15 protein-coding genes are annotated in these 22,369 nt (G+C 28.2%); 7 read left to right on the top strand and 8 right to left on the bottom strand.

Annotation, left to right across the window (positions count from 1 at the left end):
* The first annotated feature begins 277 nt into the window (after positions 1–277).
* Genes rpe through IPP08_05880 form a run of 3 tightly spaced genes read left to right on the top strand, consistent with a single transcriptional unit; the run spans position 278 to position 2,982 of the window.
* On the top strand, positions 278–955 hold the full coding sequence (gene rpe, locus IPP08_05890) for a ribulose-phosphate 3-epimerase (GenBank protein QQS67692.1): 678 nt from the start codon (positions 278–280) through the stop codon (positions 953–955).
* 47 nt (positions 956–1,002) lie between these two features.
* Positions 1,003–1,935: a hypothetical protein gene (locus IPP08_05885; protein QQS67691.1), complete on the top strand. Its 933-nt coding sequence runs from the start codon at positions 1,003–1,005 to the stop codon at positions 1,933–1,935.
* A 24-nt stretch (positions 1,936–1,959) separates the two neighbouring features.
* A complete protein-coding gene (locus IPP08_05880) occupies positions 1,960–2,982 on the top strand; it encodes a PorV/PorQ family protein (protein QQS67690.1) in 1,023 nt (340 codons plus the stop codon).
* A 78-nt stretch (positions 2,983–3,060) separates the two neighbouring features.
* On the opposite strand, the gene yajC is transcribed toward IPP08_05880, so the two are convergent.
* Positions 3,061–3,315 carry a preprotein translocase subunit YajC gene (gene yajC / locus IPP08_05875; GenBank protein ID QQS67842.1) on the bottom strand — a complete coding sequence of 85 codons (255 nt, stop codon included), beginning with the start codon at positions 3,313–3,315 and terminating at the stop codon, positions 3,061–3,063.
* Between the two features lie 139 nt (positions 3,316–3,454).
* Positions 3,455–6,415: an IgGFc-binding protein gene (locus IPP08_05870; GenBank protein ID QQS67689.1), complete on the bottom strand. Its 2,961-nt coding sequence runs from the start codon at positions 6,413–6,415 to the stop codon at positions 3,455–3,457.
* 201 nt (positions 6,416–6,616) lie between these two features.
* On the opposite strand from IPP08_05870, the gene IPP08_05865 reads away from it, so the two are divergent.
* Both IPP08_05865 and IPP08_05860 read left to right on the top strand, forming a co-directional pair.
* Positions 6,617–7,564: a nitronate monooxygenase gene (locus tag IPP08_05865; GenBank protein QQS67688.1), complete on the top strand. Its 948-nt coding sequence runs from the start codon at positions 6,617–6,619 to the stop codon at positions 7,562–7,564.
* A 114-nt stretch (positions 7,565–7,678) separates the two neighbouring features.
* Positions 7,679–9,568, top strand: coding sequence for an ABC transporter ATP-binding protein (locus IPP08_05860; GenBank protein ID QQS67687.1), 1,890 nt, complete (start codon positions 7,679–7,681; stop codon positions 9,566–9,568).
* 112 nt (positions 9,569–9,680) lie between these two features.
* On the opposite strand, the gene IPP08_05855 is transcribed toward IPP08_05860, so the two are convergent.
* The 4 genes from IPP08_05855 to IPP08_05840 all read right to left on the bottom strand — a co-directional run bounded on the left by IPP08_05855 (position 9,681) and on the right by IPP08_05840 (position 16,067).
* On the bottom strand, positions 9,681–10,175 hold the full coding sequence (locus IPP08_05855; GenBank protein ID QQS67686.1) for a hypothetical protein: 495 nt from the start codon (positions 10,173–10,175) through the stop codon (positions 9,681–9,683).
* Between the two features lies 1 nt (position 10,176).
* Positions 10,177–13,353, bottom strand: a complete 3,177-nt coding sequence (locus IPP08_05850; protein QQS67685.1) for a M4 family metallopeptidase — start codon at positions 13,351–13,353, stop codon at positions 10,177–10,179.
* Positions 13,354–13,442: 89 nt separating this feature from the next.
* Positions 13,443–14,852 carry an HD domain-containing protein gene (locus IPP08_05845; protein ID QQS67841.1) on the bottom strand — a complete coding sequence of 470 codons (1,410 nt, stop codon included), beginning with the start codon at positions 14,850–14,852 and terminating at the stop codon, positions 13,443–13,445.
* 51 nt (positions 14,853–14,903) lie between these two features.
* Complete coding sequence (locus IPP08_05840) at positions 14,904–16,067, bottom strand: class I SAM-dependent rRNA methyltransferase (protein ID QQS67684.1); 1,164 nt, start codon at positions 16,065–16,067, stop codon at positions 14,904–14,906.
* Between the two features lie 197 nt (positions 16,068–16,264).
* Between IPP08_05840 and IPP08_05835 the strand changes: the two genes are divergently transcribed.
* A complete protein-coding gene (locus IPP08_05835) occupies positions 16,265–19,132 on the top strand; it encodes a S8 family serine peptidase (GenBank protein QQS67683.1) in 2,868 nt (955 codons plus the stop codon).
* Positions 19,133–19,234: 102 nt separating this feature from the next.
* On the opposite strand, the gene floA is transcribed toward IPP08_05835, so the two are convergent.
* Both floA and IPP08_05825 read right to left on the bottom strand, forming a co-directional pair.
* Entirely contained in the window at positions 19,235–20,227 is a 993-nt protein-coding gene (gene floA / locus IPP08_05830; protein QQS67682.1) for a flotillin-like protein FloA, read from the bottom strand.
* Positions 20,228–20,262: 35 nt separating this feature from the next.
* Complete coding sequence (locus IPP08_05825; protein ID QQS67681.1) at positions 20,263–20,838, bottom strand: outer membrane beta-barrel protein; 576 nt, start codon at positions 20,836–20,838, stop codon at positions 20,263–20,265.
* Positions 20,839–21,186: 348 nt separating this feature from the next.
* Between IPP08_05825 and IPP08_05820 the strand changes: the two genes are divergently transcribed.
* On the top strand, positions 21,187–22,356 hold the full coding sequence (locus IPP08_05820) for a hypothetical protein (protein ID QQS67680.1): 1,170 nt from the start codon (positions 21,187–21,189) through the stop codon (positions 22,354–22,356).
* Positions 22,357–22,369: the final 13 nt, after the last annotated feature.

Below are 22,369 nucleotides of genomic sequence, written 5' to 3'. Positions count from 1 at the left end.
AAACAATTCTTAGTAACAAGTAACTGATTTATTTATGAATCAAATGTTAACAACATTTAAACCATAATACTTATTTGTATTTAAAAATTAAAAAAGATATTGCAAATTTACTGAATCTTTATTCATTTCATTAAAGTATAGTTTACACTTTTTTTAAAAAGTTGGACAGATTAATTTCAACATAAAATTAATTTGATACTAACTAACTGTTTATTTTTATTAGAGTTATAAGAATTCTTTTTGAGGTAATTTAGTAAAAAAATTTATATATAAATAGATGCCAGAAACTAGAAGGCTTTATCTTTCTCCTTCAATACTTTCAGCTGATTTCACCAAACTTGGCGAATCATGCGATATGCTTAAATTAGGAGGAGCAGATTATTTGCACGTTGATGTAATGGATGGACATTTTGTTCCAAACATTACTATTGGAATACCAGTAATTAAATCTCTTAAAAAATATTCATCACTCCCACTTGATTGCCATTTGATGATTTCAAATCCAGACACTAGTGTTAATGATTATATTAATGCTGGGGCTGATATATTAACAATTCATGTTGAATCATCAATTCACTTATACAGAACAATTAATTACATTAAAATGTCTGGTTGTAAAGCAGGAGTTACATTAAATCCAGCAACCTCATTAAATACAATTGAAGAAATTATTCCATATGTTGATGTTGTATTACTAATGTCGGTTGAACCAGGATTTGGAGGACAAGCATTTATTCCAAACGTAATTAAAAGAATTAAAAAAGTAAGAGAAATGATTGATTATTCAGGAAATTTTAATTGCTTGATTGAAATTGATGGAGGTGTTAAATTAGATAATATTAAAACTGTATATGAAGCTGGAGCTGATATAATTGTTAGTGGAAGTGGAATTTTTGATACTATAAATCCTATTGATACAATGAAAAATATGAGGGATATCTGTTCTATGTTCTAAATATTTGTATTTAGTTTTTAATTATTATTTATATTAAATCTCTTTAAATGAAACATTTTTATTTATTATTTATATCTTTCTATTTTATTTATAATAGTTCATTTACTCAACCTAAGTTTAGTCAAGTTCAAGATAAAGGTATTCTAGATAATGTTTCTATAAATGAAGCATCTGGTTTAGATGCAAGTAGTATTAGTAAAGATGTCCTATTTACTCATAATGATTCAGGTGGAGAACCCAAAGTTTTCGCTATAAATATTAATGGCAAATTCCTTGGAAGTATAAATCTTTATGATTTAACTAATAGAGATTGGGAAGATATCACTATTGGATCAGGACCTGATCCATCAAAAGAATATATTTATATTGGAGAAATAGGAGACAACAATTCTCAATATGAAATAAAATATGTCTATAGATTTATAGAACCAACTTTTTTATCCAGTCAATCACCTAAAGATGTTAGTATTTCTCAAGTTGATAAGTTATCATTTGTTTATCCAGATGGGAAAAGAGATGCTGAAACATTAATGTTAGATCCTTTAACTAAAGACTTAATAATAGTCTCTAAAAGAGAAACAAATGTAAATGTTTACAGATGGAAATATCCTCAATCAATAGGTAAGGTTGATACTTTAAAATTAATTTCAACTTTAAATATGTCAAGTATAGTTGGAGGAGATATATCATCAAATGGTAAAGAGATTATAATTAAAAATTACAATCAAATATATTATTGGTCGCGTACAATTTCAGAATCATTGGAAAATACATTTAAGAAAAACCCTTTATCTTTGCCGTATACATTAGAGCCTCAAGGAGAGTCACTCTGTTTTAGTAGTGATAATAACGGATACTTTACATTATCTGAAGAGAGTCCTTTAAAGACAAAACCACATCTATACTATTATGGTAGATTGAGCTCGGTTGTAGTGCAACAAGAATTACCTTTTTCAATTTTTAAATTATTTTTAGATTAGTATAAAATTATATTCTTTTGTTTTATGAAATTAACTTTGCTTTTGGTTTTAATATTAAGTAGCAATTATTTTGTTTACTCTCAAGGTTTTGTAAATGCAAAATATGCTGGAGATTATCTATCTACAGGTGTTGGTGGTAGATCTGCTGGTTTAGGGGGTACTGGTACTGCATTTAGTGATGATGTTACTGCTGGTTATTTTAATCCTGCAGCTTTAGTTCAAATTAATTATCCTCAAATTTCAATTCTTCATGAATCTAGATTTTCTGGTCAAATAAATTATGATTACGCAGGTATTGCTTATCCATTAAGCTCAGACCAAACTTTAGCTTTTAGTGCAATTAGATTAGGCTTGGACGGAATTAAAGATTCTAGGAATGCTCTAATTGATGTTAATGGTAATGGTAAATTAGATGATGAAGACAGAATTGATCCTTCTAAAATTGTTTTAGGGAATGCATCAAACTGGGGTTTTATATTTTCATATTCTAAAAAATATGATAGTAAAATTGCCTTTGGAGCAAATTTAAAATTGATGTATAAATCAATTCTTGAAAATTCAGCATATGGTATTGGTTTTGATTTAAGTGCACTTTATACACCTATTGACAATTTGAAAATTGGAGCTACCTTAAATGATGCAACAAAATCATTATTAACTTGGAGTACAGGATCTCAAGAGTTTATTGTACCATCTTTAAAGATAGGCACTTCATTTAAATATTCTATAAATGATAAACATAATCTGATGCCTACAATTGATGGAAATTTTAGATTTGAAGGAAGAAAATTGACGTCACAAATAGATTTAGGAATTGCTTCTTTAGATCCTTCTTTAGGTTTAGAATATGCTTATAATGATAAAATTTTTGGTAGAATAGGATATTCTGAGAATAAACAACTAACTATTGGAGCTGGTATAAAGCTACCAAAATTAAATATAGACTATGCTTTTACAAAGGAGAATGAAGATCTATCAGGCTTTGGAGCTACTCATAGAATTTCATTAAGGTTAACATTAGAGGAAGACAAGTTCTTAAAAAAATGATATTTTAAAATCTTCTAATTATACAAACAAAATTCTAAATAAAATTTAGAATCTTGTTCGTAATATATAACTTAAGAATTAACTCTTACTCTCAATCTCACTTTTTACAATTGATTGAATAGATGCTTTATTGAATCGTATTTGAGTATTTTTAGCAACTTCAACTAAAATAGTACCTTCTTCTACTTCAAAAATAGTCCCATGAATTCCACCACTTAAAACTACTTTATCACCTCTTTTAGCAGATGATATTAAGTTCTGTTGTTCTTTCAATCTCTTTTGTTGAGGTCTAATAACCATCAAATACATAATAAGTATAATTGCTCCGAACATAACAAATGTCGGAATTGCGCTTTGAGTACCTCCAGCACCTGGAGGTGAAGCAAAAGCTAATAAAAATGTGTTTCCCAAGATAAAATGTTGTTTGTTTTTTAATTTTATAATTAAAGTAATATTTTTTTAGAAATAGAAATTATTTCTTAATTGTAATTTTTTGAATAAGAAGTTTATCTTTTAGTATAAAACTTAATAAGTAATTACCAGAATCATATTTACTTAAATCAATTTTTATTTTATTTATTCCTGCGCGAAAATAAGCACTACTTTCCATTTGATGAATATAATTACTACTTAAATCGGTTATATTAATACTTATCAAATTATCTTCTTTTAAACCTAGGAATACACTAATATCTCCAATAGTTGGGTTTGGAGTTGGTGTCATTAAAAAATCTTCTTTAATAAATCCTCCAATAGATACATTAATTTCATTCCCACAATTATCTTTTGAATTAGAATTAAACGCCAATAAATTTACATTTAAAGGAATTCTATCTTGAAATCCACCACAAGCAAAATCAATTAGAACTGTATCTGTGTACAAACCTTTTCCCATTGGGGCTGAGCAAAGAACTAAATTTATACTTTCTCCTGGATTTAATAAAATTGGATATTGAATAGGTGGTATTGAAAAATCAACATTAAATTTTAATCTTAAATTCGAAATGGAAACAGTTTTTAATCCATAATTTTTAAAAATTATGGTATCACATTGTTTTAATCCAACTATTCCTTCTTTGAAGTTAAAAGGAACAACATTATCAGATCCAACAAGTTTATTGCTTAAAGTTGTAGATGAAATTGTAAATCCTCCAATTGTATCGGAGTAAAATGTAGTATTCCCTACCAAATCTTTAACAACAACTTTATAAATGATATCTTCACGAATATTTTTACGAACAAATTTTACTATAATTAATTTTTCTGGAAAACGGTTTGGCATTAATTCAACATTAGCGTTTGAAAGTTCTAAAAACTTTATTTCTGAAATCCCAGAATTGATTGCATAAAATTCTCCTATAACAAGTTCTGGTGATATTTTACATGGATCTGGATTGATTGATAACTTTGGATTTAAAGTATCTAATGCACTATAAATTGGTATTTCAATTATGGGTCTAACAATACAATCATTTCCTATAGAAAGTTCCGCAATAAATGAAGTATCACCAATATGTTGATAACATATTTCAAATTTAAAATCTTCATTTGGTTTTAATGTTACTGGCAAAGCTGCATTAATCGAAAGTTCATTATTTATATTTTGAAAGTTAATTTTTGTTAATGTCTGATCAAATGCACCATAATTTTTAATGATAATAGTTCTACAAAATTTCAACCCGGATAAAGAGGCTAAAGTATCATATTTATATTTAATAGGTTCTTTATCGAAACCTAGAGTAAACCCTTTAACCTTTTTAGATAATTGGTTATCCAAACCAGCAGTATCAACAACTTTTACAATTGCTAAACCATCTTCATATGGGTTTGTTAAACCAATATAAAAAGGAACATTTTTTTCACCTTTTTTAAACTTAGGTACATTAATTTTTACATTTTGTGATTCTGGAAGAAGTGAAATTGATTCAATTCCAAAATCATTAAATGTAGAATCTAATCCATTACCAATTAAAGACAAACAACTATCAACAAAATTAATTAATGGTGGAGTATGGTCTTTAAAAATTGTATCTAACACAATTCCACCAGGGTATCCATAAGAATTGTAACCACCATATCCATAAATTTGCAATGCAAATGGGCTAGCAGCATGTATATGATGAGAACCACTATTTACTTTTATTTGTGCATAGCTATAACTTGTTTTTTTAATTCTTTTAAAACTTGATTCATTAACAGAGGAACCGTCTAAAACAATTGTTTTAATTCTTTCAGTTGGAATTGCAATATTAATATAATGTTCTCTGAATTCAACTGAAGAAAAGCTATTGAATGTATAGATTGAATCAAATTGTTCTCGTGCAAATGTTAATGTATAAAATGGATCTCCTAAGGTATCTGTTTCAATTCTAATTTCCTTTTCATCAACAGACGAGTTATGATATTGTGCTATCATTACAGGCTTATTAGTTGTAATAATTTCAGTATTATTAAGTGGAACTACGCCAATTTCACCTTTATTAATTATTCTAACTGGAATACTATCCAAAGCAATTAATGTACTATCTTCAGATGCAATAATCCTCATAAAATCTTGATCAGGTGAAGACTTTGGGACTTGATTAAATGGAGTAGCTATAGAACCTAATGCCCAGTGTTTAACAGGAATCATTTGTTCAACTAAATGGTCTCTACCACTTGACTGGTTAAATGGGATATTTGTTCTTTGATGACTTCCATACACTACAACTGGTTTATCACTTATTACCCTTGTTCCACTTACATCTGTACCTGCTAGTGCCAAAGCAAGACTACCAGCTTTTGCAAAAAATATTTCCCCAGCATTTAAATTTATTACAAAACTATTTCTAATTCCATTAATCTCTGTTGAGGGTATAATTGTAACTTTAGTGCTGTCTTCAGATCCAATCACAGCAAATTGTGATCTCCAATCTGCTATATTCAATCTATCATTTCTAGGATCAGTAGAAATTGTACTAGGATAAGATAATACATAATTATCATTTCCCAATACTTCTACAGGTAATGCTAAAAAAGCATCACTGCTCCACCTCATTGTATTAATTGCTTGCAAAGTAACTTCGTCATCAAATTCAACTAACAAAGTTTTATTTGAAATTGGTTCTTCAAAAGGATTTGGCAGAAGTAGCTTAAAAGTATCTAAATTAAATCTAACTGACTTATTTGCTTGAGGTATTGTAATGTCTACACTTGTATTAGAAAATAAATATTTTAATTTTCCTTTCGTTGGTTTTTCACAAGAGATAGAAATTGCGAATTGAGAGAAATATTCATCTCTCGGATTTCCACTCCCATTTCCAGCTCCATGTATATGTAAAAATGCAACAAAGAATTTTTTACCTCTGTTATCTAACCTATTTCTTGTTTGCTGTGTGTATAATGATTGGCTTACAAACAAAAATACAATCATAATAAAACAAACTCTCTTCATAAATATTATATTTGTTTAAAATCAAATTTAAATAATAATAGAACTATTTTACTTTAAATTAAATTTAATTCATCTAAATTAATTTCCACTTGTTAAATGAAGAATTTAAAAATAAATAAGTTTCTAAATCAATAAAATAGAATTTAATTTAATGAAGTAGTAAATTGCATATTATTTTTAAATTAAAAAAAATAAATTAACATGAATTTAATAAATACTAAGATAACTGAACTTTTCAAAATTAAATACCCAATAATTCAAGCTGGTATGGTTTGGACTAGTGGTCATAAATTAGCTTCAGCATCTTCCAATGCTGGTGCATTAGGATTAATTGGTGCTGGATCTATGAAGCCCGAATTACTCAAAGAACATATTAATAAAACAAAAGCAGAAACATCAAATCCTTTTGGAGTAAACATACCCTTAATTAGAGGAGATATTGAAAAATTAATTGACACTGTTATTGAATCAAATGTTACAATTGTATTTACTTCAGCAGGATCTCCATTGAAATTTACTAAAAGATTAATTGAACATTCAATATTAGTTGTGCATGTAGTTTCTAATGTTATTCAAGCAAAAAAGTGTGAAGATGCTGGATGTAATGCAATTGTTGCCGAAGGTTTCGAAGCAGGAGGACATAATGGTATTGATGAAATTACCACTATGTGTTTAATTCCTCAAGTAGTTGATGCAGTAAATATACCTGTAATTGCAGCAGGTGGAATTGCAGACGGAAGAGCAATGGGTGCTGCTTTTATGCTTGGAGCTGAAGGAGTTCAAGTTGGTACAAGATTTGCTGCAACTGTTGAATCCTCATCTCACATTAATTTTAAAAATGCAATATTAAACTGTGATGATACATCTACAGTTCTTGCATTAAAAAAAGTTATACCTGTAAGATTTATTAAAAATGAATTCGTTAATAAAATATTAATTGCAGAATCAAATGGTGCAACAAAGGAAGAATTAATATCTTTGCTTGAAAATAAACGAGAAATGAGGGGGATATTTGAAGGTGATTTGAATGAAGGTGAACTTGAAGCAGGTCAAATTTCAGGGTTAATAAAAAGTGTAATTACAGCTGAAGAAGTAGTTATATCAATGATTTCGGAATTAAACAATACATTTAATAAATTTCAAAAATAATTTAAATAATTTTATTTATTTAAATTTTTGCAATAATTCCTAATATGATAAATTTCATTTTTTTTTAATGAAAACAAATTATGATTAATAAAGTACAAATTTCTATTTCAAAATATGTCAATTAAGAACGAAGAAAAATTAAAACAGAATAATGGTTTTGATAAAAACATGTTCTATAGAATTTTAACTTATCTCAAACCACAGAAAAATAAATTAGTTTGGTTAACAGTTTTAGCAATAATAGTTTCTGCTTTTAATGCTTTCAGACCATATTTAATAAAAATTGCAATTGATAATTACATTTTAAAAAATAATTTTGTTGGATTGATTTGGATTACTATTTTTATTCTAGTAATGCTTATAAGTTATGGATTTTTAAATTATTTACTTATGATCAAAATGCAATCAATTGGTCAAGATACTATTCATAAAATTAGAATGCAACTACATGACAAACTTCAAATTTTATCTCTAAGGTATTATGACACAACACCTGTTGGACGACTTGTAACTCGAGTTACGAGTGATGTTGAAACATTAAATGAATTTTTTTCTTCTGGTATGGTAATGATTGCCGCTAATATTTTTACCTTAATAACAATTTCAATTTTAATGTTTTCGATTTCAGTAAAATTAAGTTTTATAACTATTGGTGCTCTTGTTAGTACACTGTTAATAAATGTATATTTCAGTAAAATTTTTAGAAAACTTTACTCAATTACTAGAATTCAATTAGCTAAAATTAATTCATTTTTAAATGAAAATATTACTGGAGTATTAACAGTTAAATTATTTGGTCAAGAGGAGAATTCTAATAAAAAATTTGATGTTATTAATACTGAGTATAAAAAAACTATGATTAAAACAGTACTTAATTATTCTATATTTTTTCCAATTATTGAATTTATATCAGCTTTAGCAATTGGGTTAATTATATGGTTTGGAGGTAAAATGTTGATTCTAGGAAATCCTGATTTTGGAATGATTCAAATGTTCAAAAACCTTTTTTCAACTGAAGAAAGTCAAGCTATTACATTTGGTGTATTCTTTGCTTTTTTTCAATATACAGAGATGTTTTTTAGACCCATTAGAGATTTAACTGATAGATTCGATAACTTACAAAGCACTATGGCAAGTAGTGAAAGAATTTTTGAATTATTAGATAACAATTCAGTTATCAAAGAACCTGATAATTACGAACCTTTTAAAATTGTAGATGGAACTGTTGAATTTGATAACGTTAGTTTTAGTTATGATGGTGAACGCGAAATTGTGCATAATTTGTCTTTCAAAGTAAACAAGGGTGAAACTATTGCAATTGTTGGTGCAACTGGTGCTGGTAAAACTTCAATAATTAACATTCTTTTAAAATTTTATGATTATAAATCTGGATCTGTAAAAATTGATGGAAGAGAAATTAATAGTATAAATAGTTCAGACCTAAGGAATGATATTGCACTTGTTATGCAAGATGTTTTTTTGTTTAGAGGAAATATTAAAGAAAACATAACTTTAAATAATGATAAAGTTAAAGAAATTGAGATGAAACTAGCTGCCGAAACAGTTGGAATTTCTGATTTTGTTAATTCGCAATCAGATGGATATAATACTACAGTTCAAGAACGTGGTGCTACTCTATCTGTTGGTCAAAAACAGTTAATATCCTTTGCTAGAGCTTTAGCTTATAACCCAAAAATTTTAATTTTAGATGAAGCTACTTCAAATGTAGACACTGAAACTGAAGTTCAATTACAAACTGCAATTGATAAATTACTTTATGGAAGAACTTCAATTGTTGTTGCTCATAGGCTTTCAACTATTAGAAAAGCAAACAGAATACTAGTTATGCACAAGGGAGAGCTGAAAGAGACAGGAACACATGAACAGTTAATCGCTTTAAATGGAATTTATTCTAGATTATATCATTTACAATACAAAATGAAAGATGATATAAAAGTTGCAAATGATGATAATAAAGAGAATCTAAATTTGAATTTAAATTAATTGTTTTCTAATTAATTACTTTGAGAATTTCAATCAATTGAATATAAAAACCCATCTTCAAATATTTGAAAGATGGGTTTTTCATTTAAATCATATATTTAATAACTATATTTTACTGTTTCTCTATATTTTCTACTTCAACAATTCTTTCAGTAAATTTGAAAATTTCTTTATATATTTTTAAAATAGAACTGTTGATTTGTTTGTCTCCCATGCTCCAAGATACTGAATGGATTAAGGAATCATTTTCATTCAAACATAATGAGTAAGTTAAATTCCCTGGATTATAATAGTTAATTGTATCAAATTTAACAACATCTAGATTAGAAAAAAAAGTAATTACTGAATCTTGCATTTTACTTATTAATCTTAAAGAATCTGGTTTAGATGGTATTTGTATTAAATTATAAATTTCTCCAGTATAATATATTTTATATCCATAAGAAAATCCTGTAAAACCACCTCCTTCAGAAACTATTATATTTCTATTAGTCCAATTTGGATTGTACTTCAGTACTTCCTTTTCAGGTAAGCTTTTTTTGCAGCATGCAATTATCAAAAAACCATAAACAATTACATATAAATTTTTAATAAAAACTTTTAACATATTATCTTAATAAAGAAATTTTTTGAATAAAATGTTTATAATCATTAGAAACCTTTACATAATAAACTCCAGAAGATTCTTTATTTAAATCTATTATTATCTCAAATTGATTTTGATAAGAATTGTTATAAATTGTATTACCTAATGAATTAAAAACTTCAATTTGATACTTATTATGTCTGTTACCCGATAACGAAATTGAAATTATGTTCCTATTATTTTGAATTTTAATATCACTAAGTTTTGAATCTTCATCTACGCTTACTTTACCTCCTAACATAAACCATACTGGATTATATACAGTTTGGTTGATATTGAAAAATGTTAATTTTTTAGTAGCAAAAGTATAAAATAATAACGATTCATTCATTGGTGATGACAAACATAAAACTTTATCATCTGGTGAAAATGTTGGTCTGTCAGCATCTGTAATTGATCTTCCACCAATTGTGAATGAAGGTATGTTTAATTGAAATTCTGAATTTGCGACATCGAAATCAACTATATAAGTATCATAAACACCACTTGCAATATTTATTACGTTAAATGCAATTTTCTGGCTATTTGTTTTTGTATAATTAACATTTCCTATACTAATTTCTTCAGATTGAGCTGGTACTAAATTATAAAATTTATTTGTTTGAATATTCAACTCGTACATTCCCCACCAAGAAAATTTCTCTCCAAATAATGATATTTCATTATAACCATCAAATCCAATTTTAGGTTTGTTAACATTTGGAGACCAAGAAATTACATCAGGATATTGTATTGTTTGATCTTCAATACCACTTTGAGTTCCTTCAATTTTAATTTCTTTTTTTGATAAATTAGTACCATCAAATAAATAGATAGTTGGATCCTTCAAATAGGAAGATACTAAAGCACATACATTTCCGTTTGGAGATATTGATGCATTCCAAATATCACCAGATTTATTTATATTTAAAGTATTATACCCAAATACTTCTCCTTTAGTAAAATCAATATAGGATAAAATACCGTCTGCATTAACAAACCAAATTGATTTTCCATCAGTAGGAACGCTTAACTGGCATTTATCTCCTTCAGTTGAAACGCGAGCAACAGCGTTTGAATTATTTATTAGAAATGCTTGGTTTTTCGCCAAATCAAAATATCCAATTTTCCCTTCCGAAGTCATAAAAGCTATAAAAGATTGGCCACCATTAACAGGTGGTACTTTATTATCAGGTGGGTTCGTTGCTGATCCACCTATTCCAACATCTGCAAAAGCTTTACCAACTGCTTGGAACTCATTGCTATTTGCACCAAACAAATCCTGTGCAGCTTTTTCACATGCTTTTCTACTATCAATGAACTGACTACTTCTAGTAAGATAAACTGACAAGGCTCTATACCAAATTTTTTCAACTTTCTCTCTATTCAATGAAACGATTGCGTTGTAAGCAGCTTTGTTAGGTATTCCACTATTTATATGAACTCCTCCATTGTCAACAGATGAAGAGAGAACTTTAAATTTATTCATGTGGTCTGGTTGAGGATCAAAAACTTGAGGATTGGATGGATTTGAAATATCTCTTAAAGCAATATTTCCATTTGATTTCATAATATCTTCTCCCATTAAAAAATTCTTTCTATCAATCATAATTCCAAAAACGTCTGCAAAAGATTCATTTAGAGCTCCTGCTTGACCTTCATATACTAAGTTAGCAGTATTTTGAACAACTCCGTGAGTCATTTCATGTCCAGAGACATCTAATGCTTCAGCTAGTGGTGTAAATGCTTGATCACCATCTCCATAAGCCATCATTCTTCCATTCCAAAAAGCATTATCCATTTTTCTTCCATTATCGGTTACGTGAACAACTGAAACAATTGATTGATCTTGATCATCAATAGCCTTTCTATTATGAACACTTTTCCAATAAATAAATGTTTTCTCCATATTTGCATGTGCTGATACAGATGCTGGATCAGACCATGAATTTGAATTTGAACCTACAATAGATAATTGAGTTGATTGGTCTAAATCAGAATTTTGAGCTGATAATGTAATTGCCCCACCAGCAGGATTATTTGGTAATTTTGATAATGAGTTATTTAAATTATCTAAATCCCATAGCATATAAAACTTACTATCAGTGTGTTGATAGACTCTAATTTGTTTTGTTCCACCTGATAAATCTGTTGAGTTTGAATTAAAAAACCCTGCTTGAGACAACAATTCATTTTTTGAGATTTTTTCTAAATTTTTATTTTCACTAACCTTAACAATTGGTATATTTCCATTTGGATTAATTTTACAAGTAGAATTAATTTCTTTTATAATTTGACCATTTACTGCATCTATAAATAAAGTATAATGATCTAATAAATTAGGATGAATTTCAACAACATAGCATAATTTCATATTACATAACTCAGTTGGTAACCAAGCAATCTCTATGTTTTCATCATTAAGTTTTAAAATGTCATCTTCAGTTATTGGAAGTATATGAAACCTATTTTCAGTTTTGAATTTATTTTCACAAATTATTTTAGCTTCTTCAGATGAAATGTTAGATTGTTGTGGAATTATGCTATGAGTAGGTTCATAGTTTCCATTAACAGTATAAATCTCATCATATTTATTAATGTGAACTATTATTTCAGATCCATAAATTGGGAATCCTTTAAACATTTGTTTAAATTTTATATGTTTAAATCCTAACTCATCTTCATTATTTTTAACAACTATTAATTCTTCAAGTGGATTATCAATTTTAAACTCAATTTTATTCTTCACGAAAAAAGAGTATGAAGCATCAATGTACGATTGGGTGCTTGATTGTTGATTTAATTTATTATTTCTTTTAGAAGTATAATTCGTAATATTTCCTAATTTACCTTGTAACCAATTTATAGTACCATTTTCAGAAATTACCTTTTGATTTATAATGTTTGTATGACTTTCTAAAGAGTTAATAGAAGTTTGTGGGTTATTAACTTCAATTTTGGTTAATGAGAAATTACCAAATGATGTAGCTTTAGACATTAAATATCCACTAGGGAGAATTTTTAGTAAATCTGTATTGACAGGTATATCTTTATTTATTAATCCCTTTAGTGGTCTTGGATCAATCAATCTTTTCTGAGCTTGGATTGAAAAATTAGTTAATAATACTAAAACAAAGCAAGTAGATAAAATTTGTTTCATAATAATTAAATGGTAATTTGTTAATCAATAAAAAAGTTTCAGTAGTTGTATAAAATAAAATTATATTATTTTATTGAAAATTAAAAAAACTAAATTAAATTTTCTTTTAATTTAAACAGATAATTCCTGGCAGCCTCAATATCATTTGGAATAATACCATCAAGAATAGCATCTTCAATTGCTCTTTTTATCATACCAACTTTTTTACTTGGTTTTAATCCACAAATTTCCATTATCTCTTCTCCTTTTAATGGTGATTGAAATTCTCTAAGTTTATCTTTTTCACGAACATCTTTAATTTTTTCTATAACAACATCATAGTTTTTAAGGTATTGTTTTATTTTTTTTGGATCTTTGCTTGTAATATCTGCTCTGCACAATAAGAAAAGATCATCTAAATCTTCACCAGCATCAACACATAGCCTCCTTATTGCTGAATCAGTAACTAGATTATTAACTAAAGCCATTGGTCTATGATGAAGCCTGATGAGCTTTTCAACATATTCTTTTCTTTTAAAAGGAAATTTCATATTTCTGAAAATTCTTTCTTGCCATCTAGCACCAACTTCTTCATGCCCATGAAAAGTCCAACCTCTACCTTCAACAAACTTTTTTGTTTTTGGTTTTGCAATATCATGCATCATTCCAGCAAACCTTAACCAAAGATTATCAGAACATTTGCAAATGTTATCTATAACTTGCAAAGTATGATAAAACACATTTTTATGAGCATATCCAATTCCATCAACTTGCATTAAATCAACTCCATCTAAATTTGCTAACTCTGGAAAAATTATATCTAGCAACCCTGTATCTAAAAGTAATTTAAAACCCAAACTTGGTTTATCTGTTGATAATAACTTCAGTAACTCATCAGAAACTCTTTCTTGTGTGATAATATTTATTCTATTACTAAGTTCACATATTGCTGAAAATGAATTAGGTTCCAATTTGAAATTTAATCTAGATAAAAATCTAGCTGCTCTTAACATTCTTAATGGATCATCATTATAAGTAGTGATTGGATTTAATGGAGTTTTTAATATTTCATTTTTAAGATCTTCAATACCTCCAAACAAATCAATTATTGTAACTTCTGATTCTAATTGAACTTTAAATGCTAGAGAGTTAATCGTAAAGTCCCTTCTCATTAAATCTTCTTCTAATGAACCATTAGTAATAATTGGATTTCTTGAACCTTCATAATATGTTTCTTTTCTTGTTCCAACAAATTCAATTTTAAAATCACCAATCGGAACCAATGCAGTTCCAAAATTTTCATAAATTATAGCTTTTGTGTTTAACTCTTGAGCAACGATATTTGCAAATTCAACTCCATTTCCAATAACAGAAAAATCAATATCTTGTTTGTTTGGTAAATTTAATATTACATCCCTAACATACCCTCCTACAACATAAACATCATATTTATGTTTGTTAGCAATTTCACCTATTTTTTTTATAATAGGTTCGTGAATAATTATTTTGGTAGTATTAATATGCAAATAAATAATTGTGATAAAAAAACTAAAAGTAAGATATTTAATCTCTTACTTAATTAACAATATTGCACTTCGTAAATAAGAAGTTTCTGGCATTGAAGCAAGAATAGGATGATCGTAGGAAGCACCTCTTTCTTCCAATATTACAATTTCTCTTTTAGCTTTAAAAGATGCTTCTCTAATCATTTCAAAAAATGTATCACGAGTAATATTATGTGAACAAGTTGAATAAAAATTAACTCCATTTTTAATAGTTACATTCATACATGAAATAAACAATTGAACATACTTTTTTCTTGCAGCTGATTCATGTTTTTTAGATTTTGCAAATGGTGGAGGATCAGCAATTACTAAATCAAATTTTTCATTTGAATTTTGAATAGAATTTAACTCACTAAACACATCATTGCATCTAATAGATAATCCTTTTAAATTATTTAACTCTATATTTTTTTTAAATTCATTACAAGTCGATTCTGATGATTCCACAGCTATTACTTTTATGGCACCAGATTGCTTTGAATGTAATGAGAATCCTCCAGAGTTACTGAATAAATCTAATACATTTTTATTATTGGAAAATTTTCGCAATACAATTCTGCTTTCTCTTTGATCTAAGTAAAACCCAGTTTTTTGTCCACCTAAAGCATCTACTAAATAATTAATGTAACCATCAGAAACTATTTGTATTCCTACATTTCCTCTAACAACACCTACCACAATTGGTAACCCTTCAAGAAACCTTGAATTGCTATCACCTCTTTCAACAATTCCTTCAATTCCTTCAATTTTCATTAACTCATCAAATAATATTTCTTTTCTTAATTCCATTCCTAATGATGAAATTTGAACTGATAATATTTTATCATATTTATCAACAATCACCCCTGGAACTCCATCGCTTTCACCATGAATTAGCCTGAATGAGTTTCCAATAGAGAATAAATCTAATCTAAATTTAAGTGCTTCTGCAATTTTGTTTTTAAACCAATTTGAATCTAGCTCAGTATTTGTATTGGAAACAATCCTAATAGAAATTAATGAATTTGGATTGTATAAACCACAACCAATAAATCTATCATCACTTGAATATACACTAACTAAATCACCAGGTTTTGCATTTATATCAACTGATTTAATTTCATTGCTGAATATCCAACAATGACCTCTTTTAACTCTTCTATCTTCTTTTGGATTAAGTATTAATTTCAATGTATTTAATTTTAATATATGCAAACTTAATACATAGTTAATGAATCATAAATTTTGAATCAATAATAAACTTAGGAATTTTTTTGAATTAACTGTAATCTATAATAAGTTGTTTTTTAATTATTTATTAAAAAATATTTTTATTATTAATGCATTGCTCAACGTTGTATATTTTTGTCCTTCAATTTTATAAAAATATGTTAAAGAATAATATAGTATCACTTACTCTTCTAATACTTTCATTCTCAATTTTAAATTCGCAAACAACAGGAAATTTAATTGATGGTAGTATTCAAACAAAATATTTAGTTCCTCCTTGGAATTTTATGTCATTAAATTCAACTGGTGTTGACTCTTTTTTGTTAGAACATCCAACTTTTGATGGTAGGGGTGTTGTTTGTTTGATTTTTGATACAGGAATTGATTTTTCAAAAATTGGATTAAATGAAACTAGTATTGGTAAAAGAAAAATTATTGATGCTTTCGATTTTGCTAATTCAAATGTAGTAAAATTCAAAAAGATTAAATCAATTAAAAATAGAAAAGGTGAACAAAATTATTCAGCAGATGCTTTACATATAATGTTTAAAGATTTGCCAACCAGTATTGATATAAATGAATGTTACATAGGAGAAATGAATGAATATAATTGGAGGAATGCAAATGTTAGAGATTTTAATGGAGATAACGAATCAAATTCCTTTTTTGGATGTTTATTGTTTAAAGTCAATAATGTTTGGAAAGTGCTAGTTGACACTGATGCTGATTCATCTATTGCTAATGAAACCCAAATTTCAAATTTCAAGGAAAGTAATGAGTGGTTTGTCTTCAAACAAAAAAATAAAGGGAAACCACCAATGGGATTTGTAGCTAATATTGATACTTCAAATAAAGTAGTTTCATTTGTTTATGATGCAGGAGGACATGGAACTCATGTTGCAGGTATTGTTAGTGGATTCGGAATCAACGGTGAGAAAGGATTTAATGGTGTTGCTCCAGGATCACAATTAGTTTGTTGTAAATTTTCATGTGATTCAGTTGATGATATTACCATTACTGGAAGTATGAAAAAAGCATTTGAATGGGCTGCAAATTATTCCGATTCTATGGCTATAAAGAATATACCAGTTATAGTTAATATGAGTTTTGGTATTGGTTCAGCTTTGGAAGGTAGATCAGATATTGAAAAATTTATTGATGATTTAATTCCGAAACATAAGAATTTATTTGTAGTAACTTCTGCTGGCAATGAAGGTCCTGGTATTTCTACAGTCGGTATTCCTTCATCTTCGTCAAGAATAATTACAGTTGGTGCATTACTTCCAAAAGGGATTGCGAGAGATGGATATTCAATGACACTAAACCAAGACATTTTATGGGATTTCTCCTCACGCGGGGGTGAAGTTGATAAACCTGATATTGTTGCACCCGGTACAGCTGTTAGTACTATACCTAATCATGCTTATGAATCAAGAGAGAGTGGTACATCAATGGCAAGCCCAAATGCTGCGGGTATTGTTGCATTGCTTCTTTCTGCTTTGAAACAAGACTATCCTAATTGGTTTCCAACTCAAGGATTGATAAAACGTGCTCTTAGAATGTCTGCTACATATATGGAAAATTATATTTTGATAGAACAAGGAGGAGGAATTATTAATGTTAAAAATGCTTATAAGTTGTTAAGGAAGTGGAAGGAATCTGGGTTTGCAGACAATTTTCAGGAATATACAATTTCGACAGAATCTCCTAACTATCCTGATGGACGCGGAAGTACGGCTTTTTGGAGAAGTAACTATTTTCCACAAGATGAAGATAGACAAGAATTTATTGTTGTTAGAAACTCATCTTTGCTTGGTGACACAACAGATTTTTTTAGAGTTTACAATTTAACTTCAACAGCAGATTGGTTATCTACTATTCAAAAAAATGTTTATATAAAAAATACTCAGTCTGCAAAAATTGATTGTATTTATGATAAAGATAAATTAAAAGAACCAGGTATTTATTGTGGTAAAATTATTAGTAAGAGAATTCAATACTCTGATAATAATATTTATGATGGTTTTGAATTTGAATTATTAAATACTATAATTGTTCCATATAAATTTTCTCCAGAAAAAGATTTTATTGTTAACACTCCAAAATGTAAATTGGATCCTGGTTTATCAAAAAGATTTTATTTTTCAGTTCCTTCTGGAGCAATAGGATTGAAATTTAATTTGATAGTTGATAAAGGTTCTCAATCAAATGTATTAGGTAAAGTTATTAATTCTACTGGTCAAAATGTAGGTTATATTCCACAAGCAAAAGGGAATGATAGGTTTATTTCAACGTCATTTATTTCAACATCTGAGCTAGGAACTGGTATTATAGAAATTGTAGTCAATTCAGATGCTTATCAAGGAAAAGGCGATGTATCTGAGTTTTCATTAAAAGTTGAATCTATTATGTTGGAAACGAAAATTTCAGTTGTAAAGAATAAACTTAATGATGAGATATTAGTTAAATATAAAAACACAGGTACAATTCCACTAGATATAGATGCTTCATATACAGTTAAAGGTTATTCAAAAACAACCTACGAAGTAGTAAACAAAGATACTTTTTCAATGCCACTTCAAATGAGAAAAGAAGATGGGGCAATTTGGGTTTCAGTTAAATTTGATGATTTAGATTATATGAAAACAACAGATATTATTACTGAAATTATTGACTCTAATGGTGAAATTCAATCTAAAGAAACATATAATCAAAACGAAGAATGGATGTTTGTTCCAAATTTTACAAAGCAGAATGTCAAATTGAAATTAAGATTAACAATTGGTGCAGCAAATTATTCAACAGTAAATCATTATAAGTTACAAATTAATGAAAAGCATGTTAGGCCAGATGAACCAAAAAAAATTGGCAGTTATGGTTTAACAAAATTATATCCAAATATTGAAAGAGAAATTAGATCAGATTTTAAGGCAATTCCTTCTCCTGAAGGTTTCAAGCCTTTGTATGAACTAAAATTGAAATTTCCAAATGAAGATCAATCTTTTCAATATGAGTTTACAGAATAAATACTTATTCTAAATTACTTAATTAGAACGATAATTATTCATATAAAAAAATCGGATTGATAATTAATATTCAATCCGATTTTTTATTTTATTATAAGATGATTAAAGGTTTGTTTCACCTTCTGGTTTCCCTCCTCTTGAAATTGATTCTCTCATTTGAGTATCAGCTTGAACATTCTTCATATTATAATAATCCATAACACCTACTCTACCATTTTTTAATGCATCTGCCATTGCTAATGGAACTTGAGCCTCTGCTTCAACAACTTTAGCTCTCATCTCTTGAACCCTTGCTTTCATTTCTTGTTCCAGAGCAACAGCCGAAGCTCTTCTTTCTTCAGCCTTTGCTCGAGCAACAGATAAATCTGCTTGTGCTCTATCAGAAGCTAATTTAGCACCAATATTTTCACCCACATCAACATCAGCTATATCAATTGATAATATTTCAAATGCTGTACCAGCGTCTAATCCTTTTTCAAGTACAGTCCTAGATATTCTATCAGGATTTTCTAACACTTGGGAATGAGATTCACTTGAACCAATCGTTGTTACAATTCCTTCACCAACCCTAGCAATAATTGTTTCTTCACCAGCACCTCCAACTAACCTATCTAAATTTGCCCTAACTGTAACTTTGGCAACTGCTCTAACTTGAATACCATTTCCAGCCATTGCCGCTACTGCAGGAGTTTCAATAACTTTTGGGTTAACGGATAATTTCACTGCTTCAAGTACATCCCTCCCAGCCAAATCTATTGCTGTTGCCCTTGCCCATGTTAAATGAATACCAGCTCTATCAGCTGAGATCAAAGCATTCACAACCCTTTGTACATTACCACTAGATAAATAATGTGATTCTAATTGATCGATACTAATATCAACTCCAGCTTTTTGAGCTGTAATTTTAGACGTGATTATAATATGAGGTGGTACTTTTCTTAATCTCATACCTAATAGTGCAATAGGACCAACTCTTACACCAGCAGAAAGAGCATTAACCCATAATCCTAACGGTATAAAATACATTAGAATAGCAAAAAAGAATATTCCAAAGAATATTAAAATAATAGCTAATACAACTGAACTTTCACCCATAATTAAAATTGTTTTTTAATGAAATTTATAAAATATTACTTTTTATTAGACTCTTTTTTAATTCTATCTATTGTGTATGATAGTCCTAAATTTATTCCGAAAAAATTTAAACTTGGATCAAAGTTCAACATCTGATGGAACTTTGCTGAGAAATCAACATCTAACCCATCTTCTATAGGAATTCTGACTCCAAACTTAGGAACTATTCCAAATCTTGTACTATCATCCTTATATAAAACATTATTTATTGTTGACTTAAAAAAATAAATCCCACCTTCAATTCCTAAATATGGCTGAACACCCTTTGTAACTAAATTATATTTAAGCCCTATTAATAATGGAATTGAATTAAAAGTACCTTTACTTAAACCTAACACAAAATCATAATAACCTACTGAAGCTGATACGAATAAATTGTTTGAAACCCTATAAAAATAACTTAACGAACCACCAAACCCTGTATTTAATTCAGTTAAGTTTTTAAAATCACCACCTGGTAATTGTGCAGATATTTCTCCTTCAATCTGATGTTTCCAGTTTGGATCCTGAGAATAACATAAATTTGTAATGAAAATTGTAATTAGAAAAAATAAAATAAATTGTTTTGACATATTTTTTTTGCTATGATTAATTATTAAATTACAATAACAAACATAAACAAAACCTATTAATCTGTTTTAATTTTATAACAAAAAAAAATGCCTTTTTTTAAAAGAATAAGTTTTTTTAAATTTGTTAGTCTTAATATTTTTTTTATTCTACTTTTTTTGTTAATTTTATAGATAGCTTATTTTAATTTCTATTTTTTCCCTTGCAAATAACCAATTAATAAAACATATTGATTGTAATTAAAAAAAATTGGAATAAGTTTGTTTTTTCTTCTTATATTTAATTTTATAACTTTAATTACTCTCTATTTCTTTAAACTCAAATTTTTCTAACAAAGAAAAAAAAAATCAATGAGCACACAAACCGAAAAATATCGGACTAACATTGTCCAAATTATTGTTTTTCTTGGGGTTCTTTTCGCTGGGTATTGGATGTTTCAAAACTTAGTTATCAAAACAGGCTTTAGAAATGCTATGGTAGGGTTATTCGCCCCATCAGAAGTAAGATCTAAAGCAAAAGGATTTGAAGTTGTTGAAAAAGATTTCTTATTGGATATGAGCGATAAAGCAAAAACGATGGAAGCTAATCAATACGATAAAGCTTCTGGTGATTGGATAGTTCGTGCTGAGAAATTAGGTGAAGAACCTATAACTATTGTTCCTTGGCTTACTTTTGGTATTTTTTCTATGTTTGTTGGTTTTATTGTTGCGGTTTTAGTTACTTCATTTTTACCTAAGTCAATAGGTTATATTTCAAATAAAATTGAACGTGAAATTGATCATACTGTTGACAGAATAGATGAACAAACTGGGGATAAAGTTTCTCGTGAAGAAATTGAAAGAATTACATCTGCAGATTCAACTGAAGACTTATTACCAATGGCAAAAGAATTCGGTAATACAATTGTTAATGAAATTGAAGATATTAGAGGCGCTAATGCTTGGAAACGTTCACGTTTACCTGTTTTTAAAGGTTTGCGTTTATATATGAAAAGGCACTTTGCAGAAAAATATGCTAATCAAGTTCAAGGGTTTGCTTATGGTGGTGCTGCTATTCTTATCGTAATTATTGGTATTCGTGGTTTGAAGTTTATTCCTGGAACTCAACCATCAATTTTACTTGCTGCTATTACACTAGAGTTTTCATTACTCTCACTTTTAGCTATTACATTGTTCTATACTGAAGAAGAACAAAGGTTAGATAAATTGATTCGTGATCTTGAAGAAAGTTCAGAAGGTCAAAAATACGAACTTATTAATTTAGTTAGAACTTCTCAACAACAACAAAGAGATTTGGCTTCAATGGTTGACTATATTCAACGTCAAACTGATTCCTTGCAGAAAATGTCTGAAGCTCTTACAGGGGCTAATAGAGAGTATATAATTCAAGTTGCACAACGTGCAGTTGCTGAATATATTACAAAAGAAACTAGTCAAGAAATCACAGAAAAAGTTATTCGTGAAAAAATTGATTCTGCATTAAGTCAGATGTTCGGAGGAAACAAACAAGTTGGTGCTTAGTAATAATTTTAAT

The sequence above is a fragment of the Chlorobiota bacterium genome, from assembly GCA_016700335.1.
Taxonomy (GTDB): Bacteria; Bacteroidota; Ignavibacteria; order OLB7; family OLB7.
The sequence above is the reverse complement of the archived record's forward strand: the minus strand, read 5'-3'. Positions and strand labels throughout refer to the sequence as shown.

What these genes read in the sequence shown, in the direction of transcription:
- rpe (QQS67692.1), top strand. Translation starts at nt 278, where the DNA reads ATGCCAGAAACTAGAAGGCTTTATCTTTCTCCTTCAATACTTTCAGCT.
- IPP08_05885 (QQS67691.1), top strand. Translation starts at nt 1,003, where the DNA reads ATGAAACATTTTTATTTATTATTTATATCTTTCTATTTTATTTATAAT.
- IPP08_05880 (QQS67690.1), top strand. Translation starts at nt 1,960, where the DNA reads ATGAAATTAACTTTGCTTTTGGTTTTAATATTAAGTAGCAATTATTTT.
- yajC (QQS67842.1), bottom strand. Translation starts at nt 3,315, where the DNA reads ATGTTCGGAGCAATTATACTTATTATGTATTTGATGGTTATTAGACCT.
- IPP08_05870 (QQS67689.1), bottom strand. Translation starts at nt 6,415, where the DNA reads ATGAAGAGAGTTTGTTTTATTATGATTGTATTTTTGTTTGTAAGCCAA.
- IPP08_05865 (QQS67688.1), top strand. Translation starts at nt 6,617, where the DNA reads ATGAATTTAATAAATACTAAGATAACTGAACTTTTCAAAATTAAATAC.
- IPP08_05860 (QQS67687.1), top strand. Translation starts at nt 7,679, where the DNA reads ATGTCAATTAAGAACGAAGAAAAATTAAAACAGAATAATGGTTTTGAT.
- IPP08_05855 (QQS67686.1), bottom strand. Translation starts at nt 10,175, where the DNA reads ATGTTAAAAGTTTTTATTAAAAATTTATATGTAATTGTTTATGGTTTT.
- IPP08_05850 (QQS67685.1), bottom strand. Translation starts at nt 13,353, where the DNA reads ATGAAACAAATTTTATCTACTTGCTTTGTTTTAGTATTATTAACTAAT.
- IPP08_05835 (QQS67683.1), top strand. Translation starts at nt 16,265, where the DNA reads ATGTTAAAGAATAATATAGTATCACTTACTCTTCTAATACTTTCATTC.
- floA (QQS67682.1), bottom strand. Translation starts at nt 20,227, where the DNA reads ATGGGTGAAAGTTCAGTTGTATTAGCTATTATTTTAATATTCTTTGGA.
- IPP08_05825 (QQS67681.1), bottom strand. Translation starts at nt 20,838, where the DNA reads ATGTCAAAACAATTTATTTTATTTTTTCTAATTACAATTTTCATTACA.
- IPP08_05820 (QQS67680.1), top strand. Translation starts at nt 21,187, where the DNA reads ATGAGCACACAAACCGAAAAATATCGGACTAACATTGTCCAAATTATT.